Below are 14,844 nucleotides of genomic sequence, written 5' to 3' on the forward strand. Positions count from 1 at the left end.
CGACCCCCCTCATCCGAGACCCGCCGCCGCACACTCCCGTCCGGATAAGGCAGTCTTGTCCCGTGCCCGAACCCGAATCCAGTACCACCAAAGCCGCTGCCCGCGCCGCCCACGCGCACGCCGCGACCCTGAAGCGGCTGGAGAAGTCCTCCGGAAGTCTCGCCGCGCAGGCCATCGCGCGCATGGACGAGACGCTGCCGTGGTACCGGGCGATGCCTCCGGAGAACCGTTCGTGGATCGGGCTCGTCGCCCAGGCCGGTATCGCCGCCTTCACCGAGTGGTTCCGGCATCCGGACGCCCCGCAGGCCATCTCCACCGACGTCTTCGGCACCGCACCCCGCGAGCTGACCAGGGCGATCACGCTGCGCCAGACCGTGGAGATGGTGCGTACGACCATCGAGGTCATGGAGTCCGCGATCGAGGAGGTCGCGGCCCCCGGCGACGAGTCCCTCCTGCGCGAGGCCCTCCTGGTGTACGCCCGCGAGATCGCCTTCGCCACCGCCCAGGTGTACGCACAGGCCGCCGAGGCACGCGGTGCCTGGGACGCCCGGCTCGAGTCACTGGTCGTCAACGCCGTGCTGTCCGGCGAGGCCGACGAGGGCGCCGTCAGCCGGGCCGCGGCCCTCGGCTGGAACTCCCCCGAGCATGTGTGCGTGGTGCTGGGCACGGCCCCCGACGGTGACAGCGAGCTGACCGTCGAGGCGATCCGGCGGGCCGCCCGGCATGCCAAGCTCCAGGTACTCACCGGAGTACTCGGCGACCGGCTCGTGGTCATCGCCGGTGGCAGTGACGATCCGCTGGGGGTCGCCAAGTCGCTGATCGGGCCGTATGCGGCGGGAGCGGTGGTGGCGGGGCCCGTCGTACCCGATCTGCTGGCCGCGACCCGGTCCGCGCAGGCCGCCGCCGCCGGGCTCAAGGCGTGTTTCGCCTGGCAGGACGCCCCGCGGCCGGTACTGGCGGACGATCTGCTGCCGGAGCGCGCGATCGCCGGCGACCCCGCGGCGCGCGACCAACTGGTGGAGGAGATCTACAGACCACTGGAGGAGGCCGGGTCGGCTCTCCTGGAGACCCTGAGCGTCTATCTGGAGCAGGCGAGCAGTCTGGAGGGCGCCGCCCGGATGCTCTTCGTTCACCCGAACACCGTGCGCTACCGGCTTCGACGTGTGACTGACGTCACCGGTTGGTCACCCTCCGATGTACGATCCGCCTTCACACTCCGGATCGCGCTGATCCTGGGGCGTCTGGCCGATGGAGATCCCCAGCTCTAGGCTTTTGTCGGGGCTCCACAAAACCCCCTGCTGTTCTTCGTCCCTGTCCCCACGGGCGGCGGTGCCCGTCCACAAGAGAGAGTGTGAGAGTGCTCGTACTCGTCGCTCCCGGCCAGGGCGCCCAGACGCCCGGCTTCCTGACTCCTTGGCTCGAACTCCCCGGCGCCGCCGACCGTCTCGGCACGTGGTCGGACGCCATCGGCCTCGACCTTGCCCACTACGGCACGCAGGCCGACGCGGACGCGATCCGTGACACGGCGGTGGCGCAGCCGCTGCTCGTCGCGGCCGGACTCCTGTCGGCGTCCGCGCTCGGCGAGGTGGCACCGGGTGCCGTCGCGGGCCACAGCGTCGGCGAGATCACGGCCGCCGCCTTCGCGGGCGTCCTGGACGACACGGCCGCCCTGAAACTCGTACGCAAGCGCGGTCTGGCCATGGCCGAGGCCGCCGCGATCACGCAGACCGGTATGTCGGCGCTGCTCGGCGGTGACCCCGAGGCGACGATTCCGCACCTGGAAAAACTCGGCCTGACCCCGGCGAACGTGAACGGCGCGGGCCAGATCGTCGCCGCCGGCACCATGGAGGAGCTGGCCGCCCTGGAGGCCGACAAGCCGGAGGGCGTACGACGCGTCGTCGCCCTCAAGGTCGCGGGCGCCTTCCACACGCACCACATGGCCCCCGCGGTCGCGAGCCTGGAGCAGGCCGCGGCGGAGCTGGCCCCGGCCGACCCGAAGATCACGTACGTCTCGAACAAGGACGGCCAGGCCGTCGCGACCGGCGCCGAGGTGCTGTCCCGGCTGGTCGGCCAGGTCGCCAACCCCGTTCGCTGGGACCTGTGCATGGAGACCTTCAAGGAGCTGGGCGTGACCGCGCTCGTCGAGGTGTGCCCGGGCGGCACCCTGACCGGTCTCGCCAAGCGCGCCCTGCCAGGCGTGCGGACGCTGGCGCTCAAGACCCCTGACGACCTCGACGCTGCTCGCGAGCTCATCGCCGAGCACGCTGGCTGACAAGGAGCCCCGAGAGCATGTCGAAGATCAGGCCCAGCAAAGGCGCCCCGTACGCCCGGATCATGGGCGTGGGCGGTTACCGTCCCACCCGGGTCGTGCCGAACGAGGTGATCCTCGAGACGATCGACTCCTCCGACGAGTGGATCCGCTCGCGCTCCGGCATCGAGACCCGTCACTGGGCCTCCGACGAGGAGACCGTCGCCGCGATGTCCATCGAGGCCTCCGGCAAGGCGATCGCCGACTCCGGGATCACGGCCGAGCAGATCGGCGCGGTGGTCGTCTCGACCGTCTCGCACTTCAGCCAGACCCCGGCCGTCGCCACCGAGATCGCCGACAAGCTCGGCACGAACAAGGCCGCCGCCTTCGACATCTCGGCGGGCTGCGCGGGCTTCGGCTACGGCCTGACCCTCGCCAAGGGCATGGTCGTCGAGGGCTCGGCGGAGTACGTACTCGTCATCGGCGTCGAGCGCCTTTCCGACCTCACCGACCTGGAGGACCGCGCGACGGCCTTCCTGTTCGGTGACGGTGCGGGCGCGGTCGTCGTCGGCCCCTCCCAGGAGCCGCACATCGGCCCGACCGTCTGGGGCTCCGAGGGCGACAAGGCCGACACGATCAAGCAGACCGTGCCGTGGGACAAGTACCGGATCGGCGACGTGTCCGAGCTGCCGCTCGACTCCAAGGGCGACATCAAGTTCCCTGCGATCACGCAGGAGGGCCAGGCGGTGTTCCGCTGGGCCGTGTTCGAGATGGCGAAGGTCGCTAAGCAGGCGCTGGACGCGGCCGGAATCACCCCGGACGACCTGGACGTCTTCATTCCCCACCAGGCCAACGAGCGGATCATCGACTCGATGGTGAAGACACTCAAGCTGCCGGAGCACGTCACGGTCGCGCGTGACGTGCGCACCACCGGCAACACCTCGGCCGCCTCGATCCCGCTCGCTATGGAGCGGCTCCTGGCGACCGGCGAGGCGAAGAGCGGCGACACCGCGCTCGTCATCGGCTTCGGGGCGGGTCTCGTGTACGCCGCGACGGTCGTTACCCTCCCCTAGGCACCCCGTGCCAGGTTCCCCTCGGATCTGGTACGCAGCAACACCTGCCGCTGACGCGGCGGGCCTGCCACACCCTCTGGATATCTACGAAGGAGCGCCTCACATGGCCGCCACTCAGGAAGAGATCGTCGCCGGTCTCGCCGACATCGTGAACGAGATCGCCGGGATCCCGGTCGAGGACGTCCAGCTGGACAAGTCCTTCACCGACGACCTGGACGTCGACTCGCTGTCCATGGTCGAGGTCGTCGTCGCCGCCGAAGAGCGCTTCGACGTCAAGATCCCGGACGACGACGTCAAGGACCTCAAGACGGTCGGCGACGCCACCAACTACATCCTCAAGCACCAGGGCTGAGCAGGCCGCTCGGCCAGGGCGCTGAAAGGCCCCGCCACCCGGCGGTGGCGCCGCTGATCCTCGTAAACGTTGGAGAAAGAATTCCCGTGAGCTCGACCAATCGCACCGTGGTCGTCACCGGTATCGGCGCAACCACACCGCTGGGTGGCGACGCAGCCTCGACCTGGGAGGGTCTGGTCGCCGGTCGTTCCGGCGTCAAGGCCCTGGAGCAGGAGTGGGCCGCCGAACAGGCGGTCCGTATCGCGGCCCCGGTCGCCGTGGAGCCGACCGAGGTCATCCCCCGGCCGCAGGCCCGCCGCCTCGACCGCTCGGCGCAGTTCGCGCTGATCGCGGCCAAGGAGGCCTGGGCGGACGCCGGTTACACCGACAAGGCGGGCGAGGGCGCAGACGTCGACCCGAACAGGCTGGGCGCGGTCATCGCCTCCGGCATCGGCGGCGTCACCACCCTGCTCGACCAGTACGACGTACTGAAGGAGAAGGGCGTACGCCGCGTCTCCCCGCACACCGTCCCGATGCTGATGCCGAACGGGCCGTCCGCCAACGTGGGTCTCCTCGTGGGCGCCCGTGCCGGTGTACACACCCCGGTCTCCGCCTGCGCGTCGGGCGCCGAGGCCATCGGCTACGGGATCGAGATGATCCGCACCGGCCGCGCCGACGTGGTCATCGCCGGTGGCACGGAGGCGGCGATCCACCCGCTGCCCATCGCCGCGTTCGGCAACATGATGGCGATGTCCAAGAACAACGACGACCCGCAGGGTGCCTCGCGCCCCTACGACATGGCGCGCGACGGCTTCGTCCTCGGTGAGGGCGCGGGCGTCATCGTGCTTGAGTCGGCCGAGCACGCCGCGAAGCGCGGTGCCCGCGTCTACGCGGAGGCGGTCGGCCAGGGCATCTCGGCCGACGGCCACGACATCGTGCAGCCGGAGCCCGAGGGCCTCGGTATCTCGCACGCCCTGCAGAACCTGCTCGACAACACCGACCTCAACCCGGCCGAGATCGTGCACGTGAACGCGCACGCCACCTCGACCCCGGCCGGTGACGTCGCCGAACTGAAGGCGCTGCGCAAGGTCTTCGGCGACGACACCGACCACTTCGCGGTCTCCGGCACCAAGTCGATGACGGGTCATCTCCTCGGTGGCGCGGGCGGCGTGGAGTCGGTCGCGACGGTGCTCGCCCTTTACCACCGGGTGGCCCCGCCGACCATCAACATCGACAACATCGACCCGGAGGCCGAGGCCAACGCCGACGTCGTCCGCGGCGAGGCCCGCAAGCTCCCCGTCGAGGGCCGCATCGCCGCGCTGAACGACTCGTTCGGCTTCGGCGGGCACAACGTCGTGCTGGCGTTCCGAACTGTCTGATCGGCTGTTCCAGCCGCCGGAGAGCGATTTCCGGTCGTACGCGGCGTGATGTGCGTCTACGTGATGAAGGGCCCCACCGTCTGGTGGGGCCCTTCATCGTGTTGAGCAGGCATCAGACGACTTGGTGGAGCCAGCGCACCGGAGCGCCCTCGCCCGCGTACCGGAAGGGCTCAAGTTCGTCGTCCCAGGGCTTGCCGAGGAGCTTGGTGAGTTCGGACTCCAGTTCCGTCTCGCCGCTCTGGGCGCGGACGAGGGCGGCGCGCAGCCGGTCCTCGGGGATCAGGATGTCGCCGTGGATGCCGGTGACGGCGTGGAAGATGCCCAGTTCAGGGGTGCAGCTGTAGCGCTCGCCCTCGGCGGTGGCGGACGGCTCGGCGGTGACCTCGAAGCGCAGCATCTGCCAGCCGCGCAGTGCCGAGGCCAGTTTGGAGGCGGTGCCGGCCTCGGCCTGCCAGGAGAGCTCGGATCTCCACGTGCCCGGCGCCGCGGGCTGCCGGATCCAGTCGAGGTTGACGCGTGCACCGAGCACGCCCGCGACTGCCCATTCGACGTGTGGGCACAGCGCGCGCGGCGCGGAGTGCACGTAGAGAACTCCACGTGTCGTCACTGGGACCTCCGGGCAGAGCGTTGCATCTTGTGACTTTGCGGACCGACCTCGGTGGCAGGGCAGCCACGTGGCGAGGCTATCGTGCGAGGGCGCAAGGAGTGTGACGTACCGTCTGTCCCAGCACCCTGAAACACTGAGGTTTCACTCGGCGGGACGCGTACGAGGTCCCGGCCGGGGGTCCGGCCCGTGGCGTAGCCACAAAATGGACTACGCGCCCCCGGGAAAACACAGTCACCCAGGGGGACGCCCGTACCGCGGGTTACCGTTGCACGACGAGCGAGGAGATCCGGGAATGCGTAGACGTGGCCACCGATCACGTGCTGTTGCCGTCACAGCGGCGGCGGCGCTTCTCGGCATCGTGGGGACGGCCGGCTGCGACGCGGTCGGCGGCAACGAAGCGGCCCCCACCGGCAGTACCTCGCGGTCGAAGCCGTCCACGGAAGCCACCAGCTGGAACCTCAGCCCGAACTCGATCGCTGCGGTCGGCGACTCCATCACGCGCGCCTTCGACGCCTGCGAGGCGCTGTCCGACTGCCCCAAGGTCTCATGGGCGACCGGCAGCGACGCGAAGGTCGACAGCCTCGCGGTGCGGCTGCTCGGGAAGTCCGGGGCCGCCCAGCGGAGCTGGAACTACGCGAAGACCGGCGCCCAGATGGCCGAGCTGGACGACCAGCTGGCCCAGGCGGCGACGAGGAAGCCGGAACTGGTGACGGTGCTGGCCGGCGCCAATGATGCCTGCCAGCCGACGGTGGCCGCCATGACATCGGTGCCGGAGTTCCGCGCCCAGTTCGAGGACGCGATGAACACGCTGCGCGAGGCGTCGCCCAAGACCCAGGTGTTTGTGGCGAGCGTGCCCGATCTGAAGCGGCTGTGGTCGATCGGCCGGACCAACGAGCTCAGCAAGGAGATGTGGAAGCTGGGCATCTGCTCCTCGATGCTGGCGGAGCCGGACGACCTGGGCACGGCTGCGTCGTCGCGGCGCGACAAGGTGCAGGACCGGGTCAAGGAGTACAACGCCGTACTGGAAGACGTGTGCGAGAAGGACAAGCTGTGCCGCTTCGACGGCGGGGCCGTCTACAAGTACCGCTTCGACGCAGCACAGTTGAGCACCGTGGACTGGTTCCACCCGAGTACGAGCGGCCAGAAGCTGCTGGCGGAGATGGCGTATCGCGTGGTGACGGCGCCGAAGCCGGCCGACTTGAAGTTGCCGACGACCGGCTGACGGACGCGGTGCGCGTCGCAGGGGCCCGCAAGGGCCCCTGCACCGTCACACGTCGATCGTCGTCGTGACCCGAAGGTCCGCGATCGACCGCCCCGCCTGAACCTCGTACGAACCCTTCACGAACGCCCATGAGTTCGCGGTCTCGTCCCAGATCTCGAAGGCCCGGCGCGGAAGTTCGACAACGGCCTCGACGCTCTCACCGGGCCCGGCCTCGACGCCCGCGAACCCGGCGAGCCACCTCACCGGCCGCTCGGGGTCGGCCTCCGTCGGCGCGAGATAGACCTGGACGACCTCGCGGCCCACGCGTGTACCGGAGTTGGTGACGCGGACCGTGGCCGTGGTGCCCTCGACCTTGACCGACTCGTACGTCCAGTCGGTGTAGCCGAGGCCGTGGCCGAAGGCGTACGAGGGGGTCCTGCCCTCCTTCTGCCAGGCGCGGTAGCCGATGAACACGCCCTCGGTGTAAGGAAGTTCGCCGTCCGTGGGGACCACCTGGGTGACGGGGGCGTCCGTCAGGGAACCCCAGGTGGTGGGCAGTCGGCCGCCCGGCTCGTACGCGCCGGTGAGCACGTCCGCGAGCGCGGCGCCGCCTTCCTGGCCAGGGAACCAGTCGAGCAGTACGGCGGCGACCTCGTCGCGCCAGGGAAGTTCCACCGGGGAGCCGGAGTTGACGACCACGACGGTGTTCGGGTTGGCGGCGGCGACCGCGCGGACGAGGTCGTCCTGGCGGCCGGGGAGCCGCAGGTCCTTCCGGTCGAAGCCCTCCGACTCGACGCGCTCGGTGGTGGCGACCACGACGACGGCGGTGTCGGCGGCGCGGGCCGCTTCGACCGCCTCGGCGATCAGCTCGTCGGGGTCGCGCTGCGGCTCCTGGTGGGCGAGGGTGAAGGTGATGACCTTCATGGCGATGTCCTCGGGCAGGGCCACGACGTGCGTGAGGGACACCTCCACCGGTTCGCCCGCCCGCAGTTCGGCCTCGGCACGCGGCACGGGGGGCTCGAAGTAGGCCTGGAACGGGTCGTCGCCGGCGGGGAGCTGGGGCCCGTCGAAGTAGGTGGTGCCATCCACTTTCAACGTGAACTCGCCCATGCCACGGACGCCGAACGTGTGCGGGCCGCTCTCACGCGGGGCGAAGGTGCCGGTCAGCTCGACGCTGTGCAGGGCGTCGTGGGTGACGCCCTCGGGGAGGTCGTTGCCCATCCACTGGAGGTGGCCGCTCGGTACCGGAGTCGTCGCGATGACCTGGCCATCGGCGTCCCGGCAGACGGCGCGCAGCTCGAACCCCTTGTCGGCGAGGGTCAGTTCCTCGTTCGGGTCGGCACCGACCGCGTAGGTCAGGCTGCCCTCGGGCAGGGCGGTGGTGAGTCCGTCGAGCGGCGAGACGATCCGGGCGGGGAAGACGACGGCGGACCCGCCGCCGAGGACGCGGGCGTCGCGGGCGGCGGCGCCGATCAGGGCGACCTTGTGCCCTTCGGGCAGCGGAAGGGCGCCTTCATTGCGTACGAGGACGAAGGAGCGGCGGGCGATCTCGCGGGCCAGGGCCTCGCCGTCGACGATCCCGGGCAGCTCGGTCACGACGGGCTCGGCGCCCTCCAGGATGCCGACGCGGGCGGCGAGCCGCAGCACGTTCCGTACCGCCGCGTCGATCTTGTCCTCCGTGACCAGCCCGTCCCGTACGGCCTGCGCGAGTGCGTCGCCGTACACGGTCCGGGGGCCGGGCATCGCGATGTCCAGACCACCCTCGATGGCCGCGGTGGTCGACCGGGCGGCCATCCAGTCGGAGACGTTGATGCCGTCGAAGCCCCATTCTCCGCGCAGGACTTCCTCGACGAGCCGGTGATGCTCGGTCATCGTCGTGCCGTTGACCGAGTTGTAGGCGGTCATGACGCCCCAGGGACGGGCGTCGGCGACGATGGCCTCGAAGGGGGCCAAGTAGAGCTCGCGCAGGGCGCGTTCGGAGACGACGTTGTTCACGGTGAAGCGGTCGGTCTCGGCGTCGTTCGCGACGAAGTGCTTGACGGTGGTACCGACGCCGCCCTCCTGCACACCGGCGACGTACCCGGTTCCGATCCGCCCGGTCAGGTACGGGTCCTCGCTGTACGCCTCGAAGTGGCGCCCGCCGAGCGGCGACCGCTGGAGGTTGACGGTGGGTGCGAGAAGGACGTGCACGCCCTTGCGGCGGGCCTCCTGGGCGAGCAACACCCCTGCCCTGCGGGCGAGTTCGGGGTCCCAGGTGGCGGCGAGCGCGGTCGGGGACGGCAGCGCGACGGACGGGTCGTCGGCGGTCCAGCGCACGCCTCGCACACCGATCGGGCCGTCGGACATGACCAGGGACGGCAGGCCGATCTCGGGCAGTGCGGGCAGCGACCAGGTGTCCTGCCCGGCGAGCAACCGCGCTTTCGCGTCCAGGTCGAGCCTGCCGAGCGCGGCTTCGACCACGGCCTCGCGTGCCTGGTCGGCCGGGTGCTTGCCGTGGTCGACCTGGTTGCCTTGCGTGCCCGCCATGACGGTGCCTCCTCGTTGAAGTCCGGTCCGTCCGCTCATCGTGCACGTTTCACCAGTAGATAGGTAGGTCTCGTTATCTTTCAGTTACATGAACCCTCACGTACGTCGTTGGCATGTCGTACGGTGGCCATATGTCGACGACCAGGGCAATCAGGGGTGCCGAGCGGCGCGCGGAGATTCTCCGGGCCGCCCTGGAGGTGATCGCCGAGCGCGGCTACCGGGGGGCGAGCCTGAGTGTGGTCGCCGAGCGGGTGGGGCTCACCCAGCAGGGGCTGCTGCACTACTTCCCGACCAAGGAGGCCATGCTCGTCGCCGTCCTGGAGGAGCGCGACCAGTGGGACGCGATGCCGGACTCCAACTGGCGGCTCGACCTGCTCGCCTCGCTCGTCGACTACAACGCGATGCGATCGGGCATCGTGCAGACCTTCTCGGCACTGCTCGGCGAGAGCGTCACGGAGGAGCATCCGGCACGCGAGTTCTTCACCGGCCGGTACGAGGCCGTGCGCGCGAACATGGCACAGGTGCTGCGCGCCGAGTACGGGGAGCGACTGCCGAGCGGACTCACACCGGAGCGGGCGGCTCCGCTGCTCGTCGCGGTGATGGACGGCCTCCAGTACCAGTGGCTGCTGGCCCCGGAGGAGGTGGACATGCCCGGCGCGTTCCGGGACTTCCTCACGCTGCTTGGTGAGAAGGGGAGTTGACGCCGGGGGCTGGTGGGTTCGGCGACCGCGCCCCCCATGGCCTACGCCCCATCCGTCACGCGATACTTTCGCCACCCCGGCGTTTCGCGTGACGGAAGGACCTGAACTCCCTTGACGTATATACGTGTTCGGCTCGGCGCCCTCGGCCTGGCAGCCGCCCTCGCAAGCCTCGCGACCCCGCCCGCCCTGGCCGCGCCCGCAGAGGAGTCCACGGCCGCGCTCACCGTGGAGGAACAGCGCCTCGACAGGGCGGCGCCCCAGGAGATCCTGCGCCGGTCCGGATTCGACGCGGTGGCACCGGAGTTGGCGCGTGCGCTGGACAAGGTGCGGTCGTATGCGGAGGCCGAGCGGTTGGTCGTACGGCAGGGTGCGCGGCTGTGGCAGCGGGCTGTGGACCGGGCGCAGGGGCGGGGTCCGGCGGGCGGTGACCTCAGCCGGGACGACGACCGGCCGTTGTACTGGGCGCGGCTGGGCATGACGCGTGAAGTACGCCAGTGGGAGCCGGAGTTCGGCCTCACGGACGCCCGACGCACCAAGCTGCTGGGCGCACTTGAGCGGACCTCGCGCGGTCAGGACACCATCCGCTATCCGCACGTCAAAGGCGTCGAGCGGATCCTGGTGACCGGCTTCGACCCGTTCACGCTGGACCGGGACGTACGGATCTCCAACCCCTCCGGGGCCACCGCCCTCGCTCTCGACGGTACGGTGATCGAGACGGCCGACGGCCCGGCCCGTATCGAGACCGCACTCTTCCCGGTCCGCTGGCAGGACTTCAGTGACGGAACGGTGGAGCGGACGCTGCGTCCGTACCTTCCCCGCGTCGACTTGTTCACGACGGTCAGCCAGGGTCGCGTGGGCCGCTTCGACGTCGAGCGGACCAACGGCGCCTGGCGGGGCGGCTTCCCCGACAACGAGAACCTCTCGCGCACGGAGACCATCCCGGTTACCGACCCGGCCTCGCAGCCGCAGTGGACGTCGACGACCTTGCCGTACAAGGAGATTGTGGCCGCGGATACGGGGCGTTTCCCCGTATACGACAACACGGAGGTGACCGAGATCCCGGCGGGCGGCACAGATCCGGTCGTACGCCCCGAAGGCCCGACGCCGGGCTCGACGGCTCGCGAGGGCGGCGGCGGGGACTACCTCTCCAACGAGATCGCGTACCGCGCGACGCTGCTGCGTGACCGGCTCGGGCTGGGCGGCTCGCTGCCCGGCGGGCATGTGCACACGCCGGTGCTCCAGTTCGGCACGGGCAACACGGATCCGGCGACGGGTACGGTCACGGATCCGCAGTTCGTCCAGAACCGGCTGGACATCATCGCGCAGGTCCGCGAGATCGTGACGGTGGCGGCGGGCGCGTCCCGGTAGGTGTCACTGGCTCACCAGGTGACGGAGTCGCCCCGGACCTGCCCCTCTCCCTCGCCCTCACCCTCTTCTTCTCCGGTTTCCTCGCCCAGCAGGTCGCGGGCCATCAGCGTGGCGCCCGCGACCGCGCCGGGCATCAGGAACACGGCGACGAACGGAACGACGAAGGCGAGGGCGAGGGGTGTGCCAAAGCCCCACACCAGGGCCTTGCGGGAGCGCAACAGGCGCAGGCGGTCCCGGGCTTCGACACGACGGCGCTGCATCGCGACCGACGTCAGCTCCTCGGTCAGGAAGAACCCGGTGACGAAGAACCCGATCACCGGCACGACGGTCTGCCCGACGAACGGAATGAACCCGAGCGCGAAGAGCAACACGCCCCACGCCGCGGCCCTGACGACGATCCGCAGACTGTCCCGCGCCGAGATCACCAACTCCCGCCACAACGACAGCCCCGACTCGGGCGCCGTCCCGTCCGGCGAGACGTCCCGGTCCACGGACTCGGAGAGCTTCTCGTAGAAGGGCTGCCCGATGAGCAGGGTCACGGCGGTGAAGGTGACGACGGCGAGGAGGAGGGCGAGCGCGAAAAGGACTGCCGTCAGGAACCCCCGGAAGAGGCCCAGCCAGGGGCTCGCCCAGTCATCGGCGAACGGGGTGGCCCAGGCCACGAAGTCCGTACCCCACACGGCCAGGCCGACGAGCGCGGCCGCATACAGCACAAGCGTGATGAGCCCCGGGATCAGCCCGAACCCGAACTGCTTCCCATGCCGGGCAACCCAACGCTGCCCCTGCCCCAAGTAGCCGAACCCGACGCGCAGATCATGCATGGGGGCACCATATCGGGGTCCTTGCGCCCGGCTCCCCGGAGGTGGGGCTCCGCCGAAAGCGTGGCGGGGACAGCGGGCCAGAGGTGCGCGCCGGGGAGAGCCGGAGCGGGAGCAGTAGCTTCGGTTTCATGACCGAGGAGACGATCATCGCGCTGCGGAACTACGACTGGCTCGTCCGCGCTCGAGGGCTTGATGACGTAGTGCTGGACTGGGACTCCGGCACCCTCGTGTACGACGATGGCGGCACCACCATCGACGCACTGGCCGAACGGGGTTTCACTCCCGCGACGTAGCTGCCGGATCCTCCGGCCGTGTCCCGAGGTTCTCCGACCGTGTCCCGACGCCCAGCTTCTCCTTGATCTTCTTCTCGATCTCGTCGGCGAGGTCGGGGTTGTCCTTGAGGAAGGTGCGGGCGTTCTCCTTGCCCTGGCCGAGCTGGTCGCCCTCGTACGTGTACCAGGCGCCGGCCTTGCGGACGAAGCCGTGTTCCATCCCCATGTCGATCAGCTCGCCCTCGCGGCTGATGCCCTGGCCGTAGAGGATGTCGAACTCGGCCTGCTTGAAGGGCGGCGCGATCTTGTTCTTGGCCACCTTGACGCGGGTGCGGTTGCCGACCGGCTCGGCGCCGCGCTTGAGGGTTTCGATCCGGCGGATGTCCAGGCGCACGGAGGCGTAGAACTTCAGCGCCCGGCCGCCGGTCGTCGTCTCTGGAGGGCCGAACACGATGCCGATCTTCTCCCGGAGCTGGTTGATGAAGATCATCGTGGTCCTCGACTGGCCGAGTGCGCCGGTGATCTTCCGCAGTGCCTGGCTCATCAGCCGGGCCTGGAGGCCGACGTGGGGGTCGCCCATCTCGCCCTCGATCTCCGCGCGCGGCACGAGGGCGGCGACGGAGTCGACGACGATGAGGTCGACGGCTCCGGAGCGGACCAGCGTGTCGGCGATCTCCAGCGCCTGCTCGCCGGTGTCGGGCTGGCAGGCGATGAGGTCGTCGATGTCGACGCCGAGCCTTCTCGCGTACTCGATGTCGAGGCCGTACTCGGCGTCGATGAACACCGCGGTCCCGCCGGCCCGCTGCACGTTGGCCAGGGCGTGCAGCGCGATGGTGGTTTTCCCGCTCATCTCCGGGCCGTAGATCTCCACGACCCGCCCGCGCGGCAGACCGCCCACGCCGAGGGCGACGTCGAGGGCGACGGAGCCGGTGGGGATGACCTCGATGGGGACCCAGGGGTCGTCGCCGAGGCGCATGACCGAGCCCTGGCCGAACCGCTTCTCGATCTGGGCGAGGGCTAGTTCGAGCGTCTCTTCGCGGTTCTGTACTTTCATGGGGTCCCCCTCGGGGGTAATGGGGGTCTGGATGTGTCATCGCGGCCGACGGACAGGCTCAGGGCGAACCGGCTCAGAAGGGGAACGTGGAGCTCTTCTCGGGGGTGCTCTTGTCCCCGTCGGGTGCCCTCGGTGCGTCCTTCGGCACGGGCGGCTCGGTGCCGAAGAGGGTGCCGCCGGAAGCGCCCACGCGAGAGGTCTTGCTGACCGTCGCGTCGGCGTAGCGCAGGGAGGGGCCGATCTCCGTGGCCTCCAGCTCGATGACGGTCCGCTTCTCGCCCTCCTTGGTCTCGTACGCCCGCTGGTGCAGCCGTCCCTGGACGATGACGCGGGTGCCGCGCGTCAGGGACCTGGCGATGTGTTCCGCCATCTGCCGCCAGGCCGAGCAGCGCAGGAACAGCGTGTCGGCGTCCTTCCACTCGTTGCTCTGCCGGTCGAAGGCGCGGGGCGTGGAGGCGACGGTGAAGTGTGTGACCGCGTCGCCGGACGGGGTCATGCGGATTTCGGGGTCGTCGGTCAGGTTGCCGACGACGGTGACTACGGTCTCGCCGACCATGAGAGGTACTCCTAACGCACGTACGGACGGGGGGGTTGGTTGTCTTACGTGTCTTACGGCGGACGTGTCTTACGGCGGATCAGCCGCGGTGAGTCTCGACGCGTGGGCCGGGGCGTTCTTCAACGGAATGCCGAGGCGGGGGACGGTGCACGGATGGCCGGGGGCGGCTTTGCACCATGGGCAGGGCACTCGGAGGGCGCGGACGCGGAGGTCGTTCCTCGAGCGGCCGGCGGGGGCGTGGGGCGGCGGGGCCGGGCTGGTGGGTGTCCGCTCGACGCGCTGTCCCGAGGCGATCGCGGTCACGATCGCGAGGAGTTCCGCGCGGTAGCGGCGCGGGTCGTCCGGGTCCGCGTCCGGGAGCGGCAGCGGGTCGCGGGCGAGCCGCTCCTCCCTGATCGCGCGCACCTCGTCTCGGATGTCGACGGCGGCGATGTGGTGCCGCCGTCGGCCCAGCCGGATCACGGCCTCGTGCGCGTCGGCGGCGTCCAGGTCGGCCAGGAGGGGGTGCCAGTTCTTCGCCGTGGTCTCCGGGGCCTCCGGGGTCTCCTCCAGGTGCGTCGACGGGCAGATCGAGGCGATCAGGGCGACCAGCTGAGCCGTCTCGGCCGTTGTCATCCGGGACTCCCTTCCGCGGGAACGCCTCCTGCCTCCCCGGGACCGCTCGGCTCGTGGGAGCGGGAACCACAGGGCGGCGGATGCGTCCCTGC

15 protein-coding genes are annotated in these 14,844 nt (G+C 70.2%); 9 read left to right on the top strand and 6 right to left on the bottom strand.

The window, feature by feature from the left end; all coding sequences use genetic code 11:
* The first annotated feature begins 62 nt into the window (after window positions 1-62).
* The 5 genes from OP79_RS14995 to OP79_RS15015 all read left to right on the top strand — a co-directional run bounded on the left by OP79_RS14995 (window position 63) and on the right by OP79_RS15015 (window position 5,031).
* The gene (locus OP79_RS14995; protein WP_033320680.1) at window positions 63-1,268 is read left to right on the top strand and encodes a PucR family transcriptional regulator; all 1,206 of its coding nucleotides are present in this window, start codon (window positions 63-65) and stop codon (window positions 1,266-1,268) included.
* A gap of 89 nt (window positions 1,269-1,357) precedes the next feature.
* Window positions 1,358-2,272, top strand: coding sequence for an ACP S-malonyltransferase (locus OP79_RS15000; protein WP_033320681.1), 915 nt, complete (start codon window positions 1,358-1,360; stop codon window positions 2,270-2,272).
* A 17-nt stretch (window positions 2,273-2,289) separates the two neighbouring features.
* Window positions 2,290-3,321 carry a ketoacyl-ACP synthase III gene (locus OP79_RS15005; protein ID WP_033320682.1) on the top strand — a complete coding sequence of 344 codons (1,032 nt, stop codon included), beginning with the start codon at window positions 2,290-2,292 and terminating at the stop codon, window positions 3,319-3,321.
* A 103-nt stretch (window positions 3,322-3,424) separates the two neighbouring features.
* A complete protein-coding gene (locus OP79_RS15010; protein ID WP_033320683.1) occupies window positions 3,425-3,673 on the top strand; it encodes an acyl carrier protein in 249 nt (82 codons plus the stop codon).
* A gap of 86 nt (window positions 3,674-3,759) precedes the next feature.
* Entirely contained in the window at window positions 3,760-5,031 is a 1,272-nt protein-coding gene (locus OP79_RS15015; RefSeq protein ID WP_033320684.1) for a beta-ketoacyl-[acyl-carrier-protein] synthase family protein, read from the top strand.
* A 112-nt stretch (window positions 5,032-5,143) separates the two neighbouring features.
* Here OP79_RS15015 and OP79_RS15020 read toward each other — a convergent pair whose 3' ends face one another.
* Window positions 5,144-5,638, bottom strand: coding sequence for a DUF3145 domain-containing protein (locus OP79_RS15020; RefSeq protein WP_033320685.1), 495 nt, complete (start codon window positions 5,636-5,638; stop codon window positions 5,144-5,146).
* Between the two features lie 292 nt (window positions 5,639-5,930).
* On the opposite strand from OP79_RS15020, the gene OP79_RS15025 reads away from it, so the two are divergent.
* On the top strand, window positions 5,931-6,860 hold the full coding sequence (locus tag OP79_RS15025) for an SGNH/GDSL hydrolase family protein (RefSeq protein ID WP_033320686.1): 930 nt from the start codon (window positions 5,931-5,933) through the stop codon (window positions 6,858-6,860).
* Between the two features lie 45 nt (window positions 6,861-6,905).
* On the opposite strand, the gene OP79_RS15030 is transcribed toward OP79_RS15025, so the two are convergent.
* Window positions 6,906-9,365 (bottom strand): glycoside hydrolase family 3 protein, encoded by a 2,460-nt coding sequence (locus OP79_RS15030; RefSeq protein WP_033320687.1) that lies wholly within the window; start codon window positions 9,363-9,365, stop codon window positions 6,906-6,908.
* 113 nt (window positions 9,366-9,478) lie between these two features.
* Between OP79_RS15030 and OP79_RS15035 the strand changes: the two genes are divergently transcribed.
* Entirely contained in the window at window positions 9,479-10,066 is a 588-nt protein-coding gene (locus tag OP79_RS15035) for a TetR/AcrR family transcriptional regulator (RefSeq protein ID WP_033320688.1), read from the top strand.
* 111 nt (window positions 10,067-10,177) lie between these two features.
* On the top strand, window positions 10,178-11,434 hold the full coding sequence (locus OP79_RS15040; protein WP_033320689.1) for a C15 family peptidase: 1,257 nt from the start codon (window positions 10,178-10,180) through the stop codon (window positions 11,432-11,434).
* Window positions 11,435-11,445: 11 nt separating this feature from the next.
* Here the strand turns inward: OP79_RS15040 and OP79_RS15045 are convergent, their stop codons facing one another.
* Entirely contained in the window at window positions 11,446-12,255 is an 810-nt protein-coding gene (locus OP79_RS15045) for an EI24 domain-containing protein (protein ID WP_033320690.1), read from the bottom strand.
* Window positions 12,256-12,383: 128 nt separating this feature from the next.
* Here OP79_RS15045 and OP79_RS55985 point away from each other — a divergent pair, with 128 nt between their 5' ends.
* Window positions 12,384-12,548, top strand: a complete 165-nt coding sequence (locus OP79_RS55985) for a hypothetical protein (protein ID WP_169786195.1) — start codon at window positions 12,384-12,386, stop codon at window positions 12,546-12,548.
* On the opposite strand, the gene recA is transcribed toward OP79_RS55985, so the two are convergent.
* The 3 genes from recA to OP79_RS15060 form a co-directional block, all read right to left on the bottom strand.
* Window positions 12,532-13,581, bottom strand: a complete 1,050-nt coding sequence (recA, locus tag OP79_RS15050) for a recombinase RecA (RefSeq protein WP_051744668.1) — start codon at window positions 13,579-13,581, stop codon at window positions 12,532-12,534. The genes OP79_RS55985 and recA overlap by 17 nt on opposite strands.
* A gap of 73 nt (window positions 13,582-13,654) precedes the next feature.
* Window positions 13,655-14,137 carry a single-stranded DNA-binding protein gene (locus tag OP79_RS15055; RefSeq protein WP_078491800.1) on the bottom strand — a complete coding sequence of 161 codons (483 nt, stop codon included), beginning with the start codon at window positions 14,135-14,137 and terminating at the stop codon, window positions 13,655-13,657.
* Between the two features lie 69 nt (window positions 14,138-14,206).
* Window positions 14,207-14,752: a zinc finger domain-containing protein gene (locus OP79_RS15060; RefSeq protein ID WP_033320691.1), complete on the bottom strand. Its 546-nt coding sequence runs from the start codon at window positions 14,750-14,752 to the stop codon at window positions 14,207-14,209.
* Between the last annotated feature and the right edge of the window lie 92 nt (window positions 14,753-14,844).

This window comes from Streptomyces yerevanensis, assembly GCF_000716805.1.
GTDB classification, from domain to species: domain Bacteria; phylum Actinomycetota; class Actinomycetes; order Streptomycetales; family Streptomycetaceae; genus Streptomyces; species Streptomyces flaveus.

Coding starts and splice junctions, on each gene's coding strand:
- OP79_RS15005 (WP_033320682.1), top strand. CDS start 2,290: ATGTCGAAGATCAGGCCCAGCAAAGGCGCCCCGTACGCCCGGATCATG.
- OP79_RS15010 (WP_033320683.1), top strand. CDS start 3,425: ATGGCCGCCACTCAGGAAGAGATCGTCGCCGGTCTCGCCGACATCGTG.
- OP79_RS15025 (WP_033320686.1), top strand. CDS start 5,931: ATGCGTAGACGTGGCCACCGATCACGTGCTGTTGCCGTCACAGCGGCG.
- OP79_RS15030 (WP_033320687.1), bottom strand. CDS start 9,365: ATGGCGGGCACGCAAGGCAACCAGGTCGACCACGGCAAGCACCCGGCC.
- OP79_RS15035 (WP_033320688.1), top strand. CDS start 9,479: ATGTCGTACGGTGGCCATATGTCGACGACCAGGGCAATCAGGGGTGCC.
- OP79_RS15045 (WP_033320690.1), bottom strand. CDS start 12,255: ATGCATGATCTGCGCGTCGGGTTCGGCTACTTGGGGCAGGGGCAGCGT.
- OP79_RS55985 (WP_169786195.1), top strand. CDS start 12,384: ATGACCGAGGAGACGATCATCGCGCTGCGGAACTACGACTGGCTCGTC.
- recA (WP_051744668.1), bottom strand. CDS start 13,581: ATGAAAGTACAGAACCGCGAAGAGACGCTCGAACTAGCCCTCGCCCAG.
- OP79_RS15055 (WP_078491800.1), bottom strand. CDS start 14,137: ATGGTCGGCGAGACCGTAGTCACCGTCGTCGGCAACCTGACCGACGAC.
- OP79_RS15060 (WP_033320691.1), bottom strand. CDS start 14,752: ATGACAACGGCCGAGACGGCTCAGCTGGTCGCCCTGATCGCCTCGATC.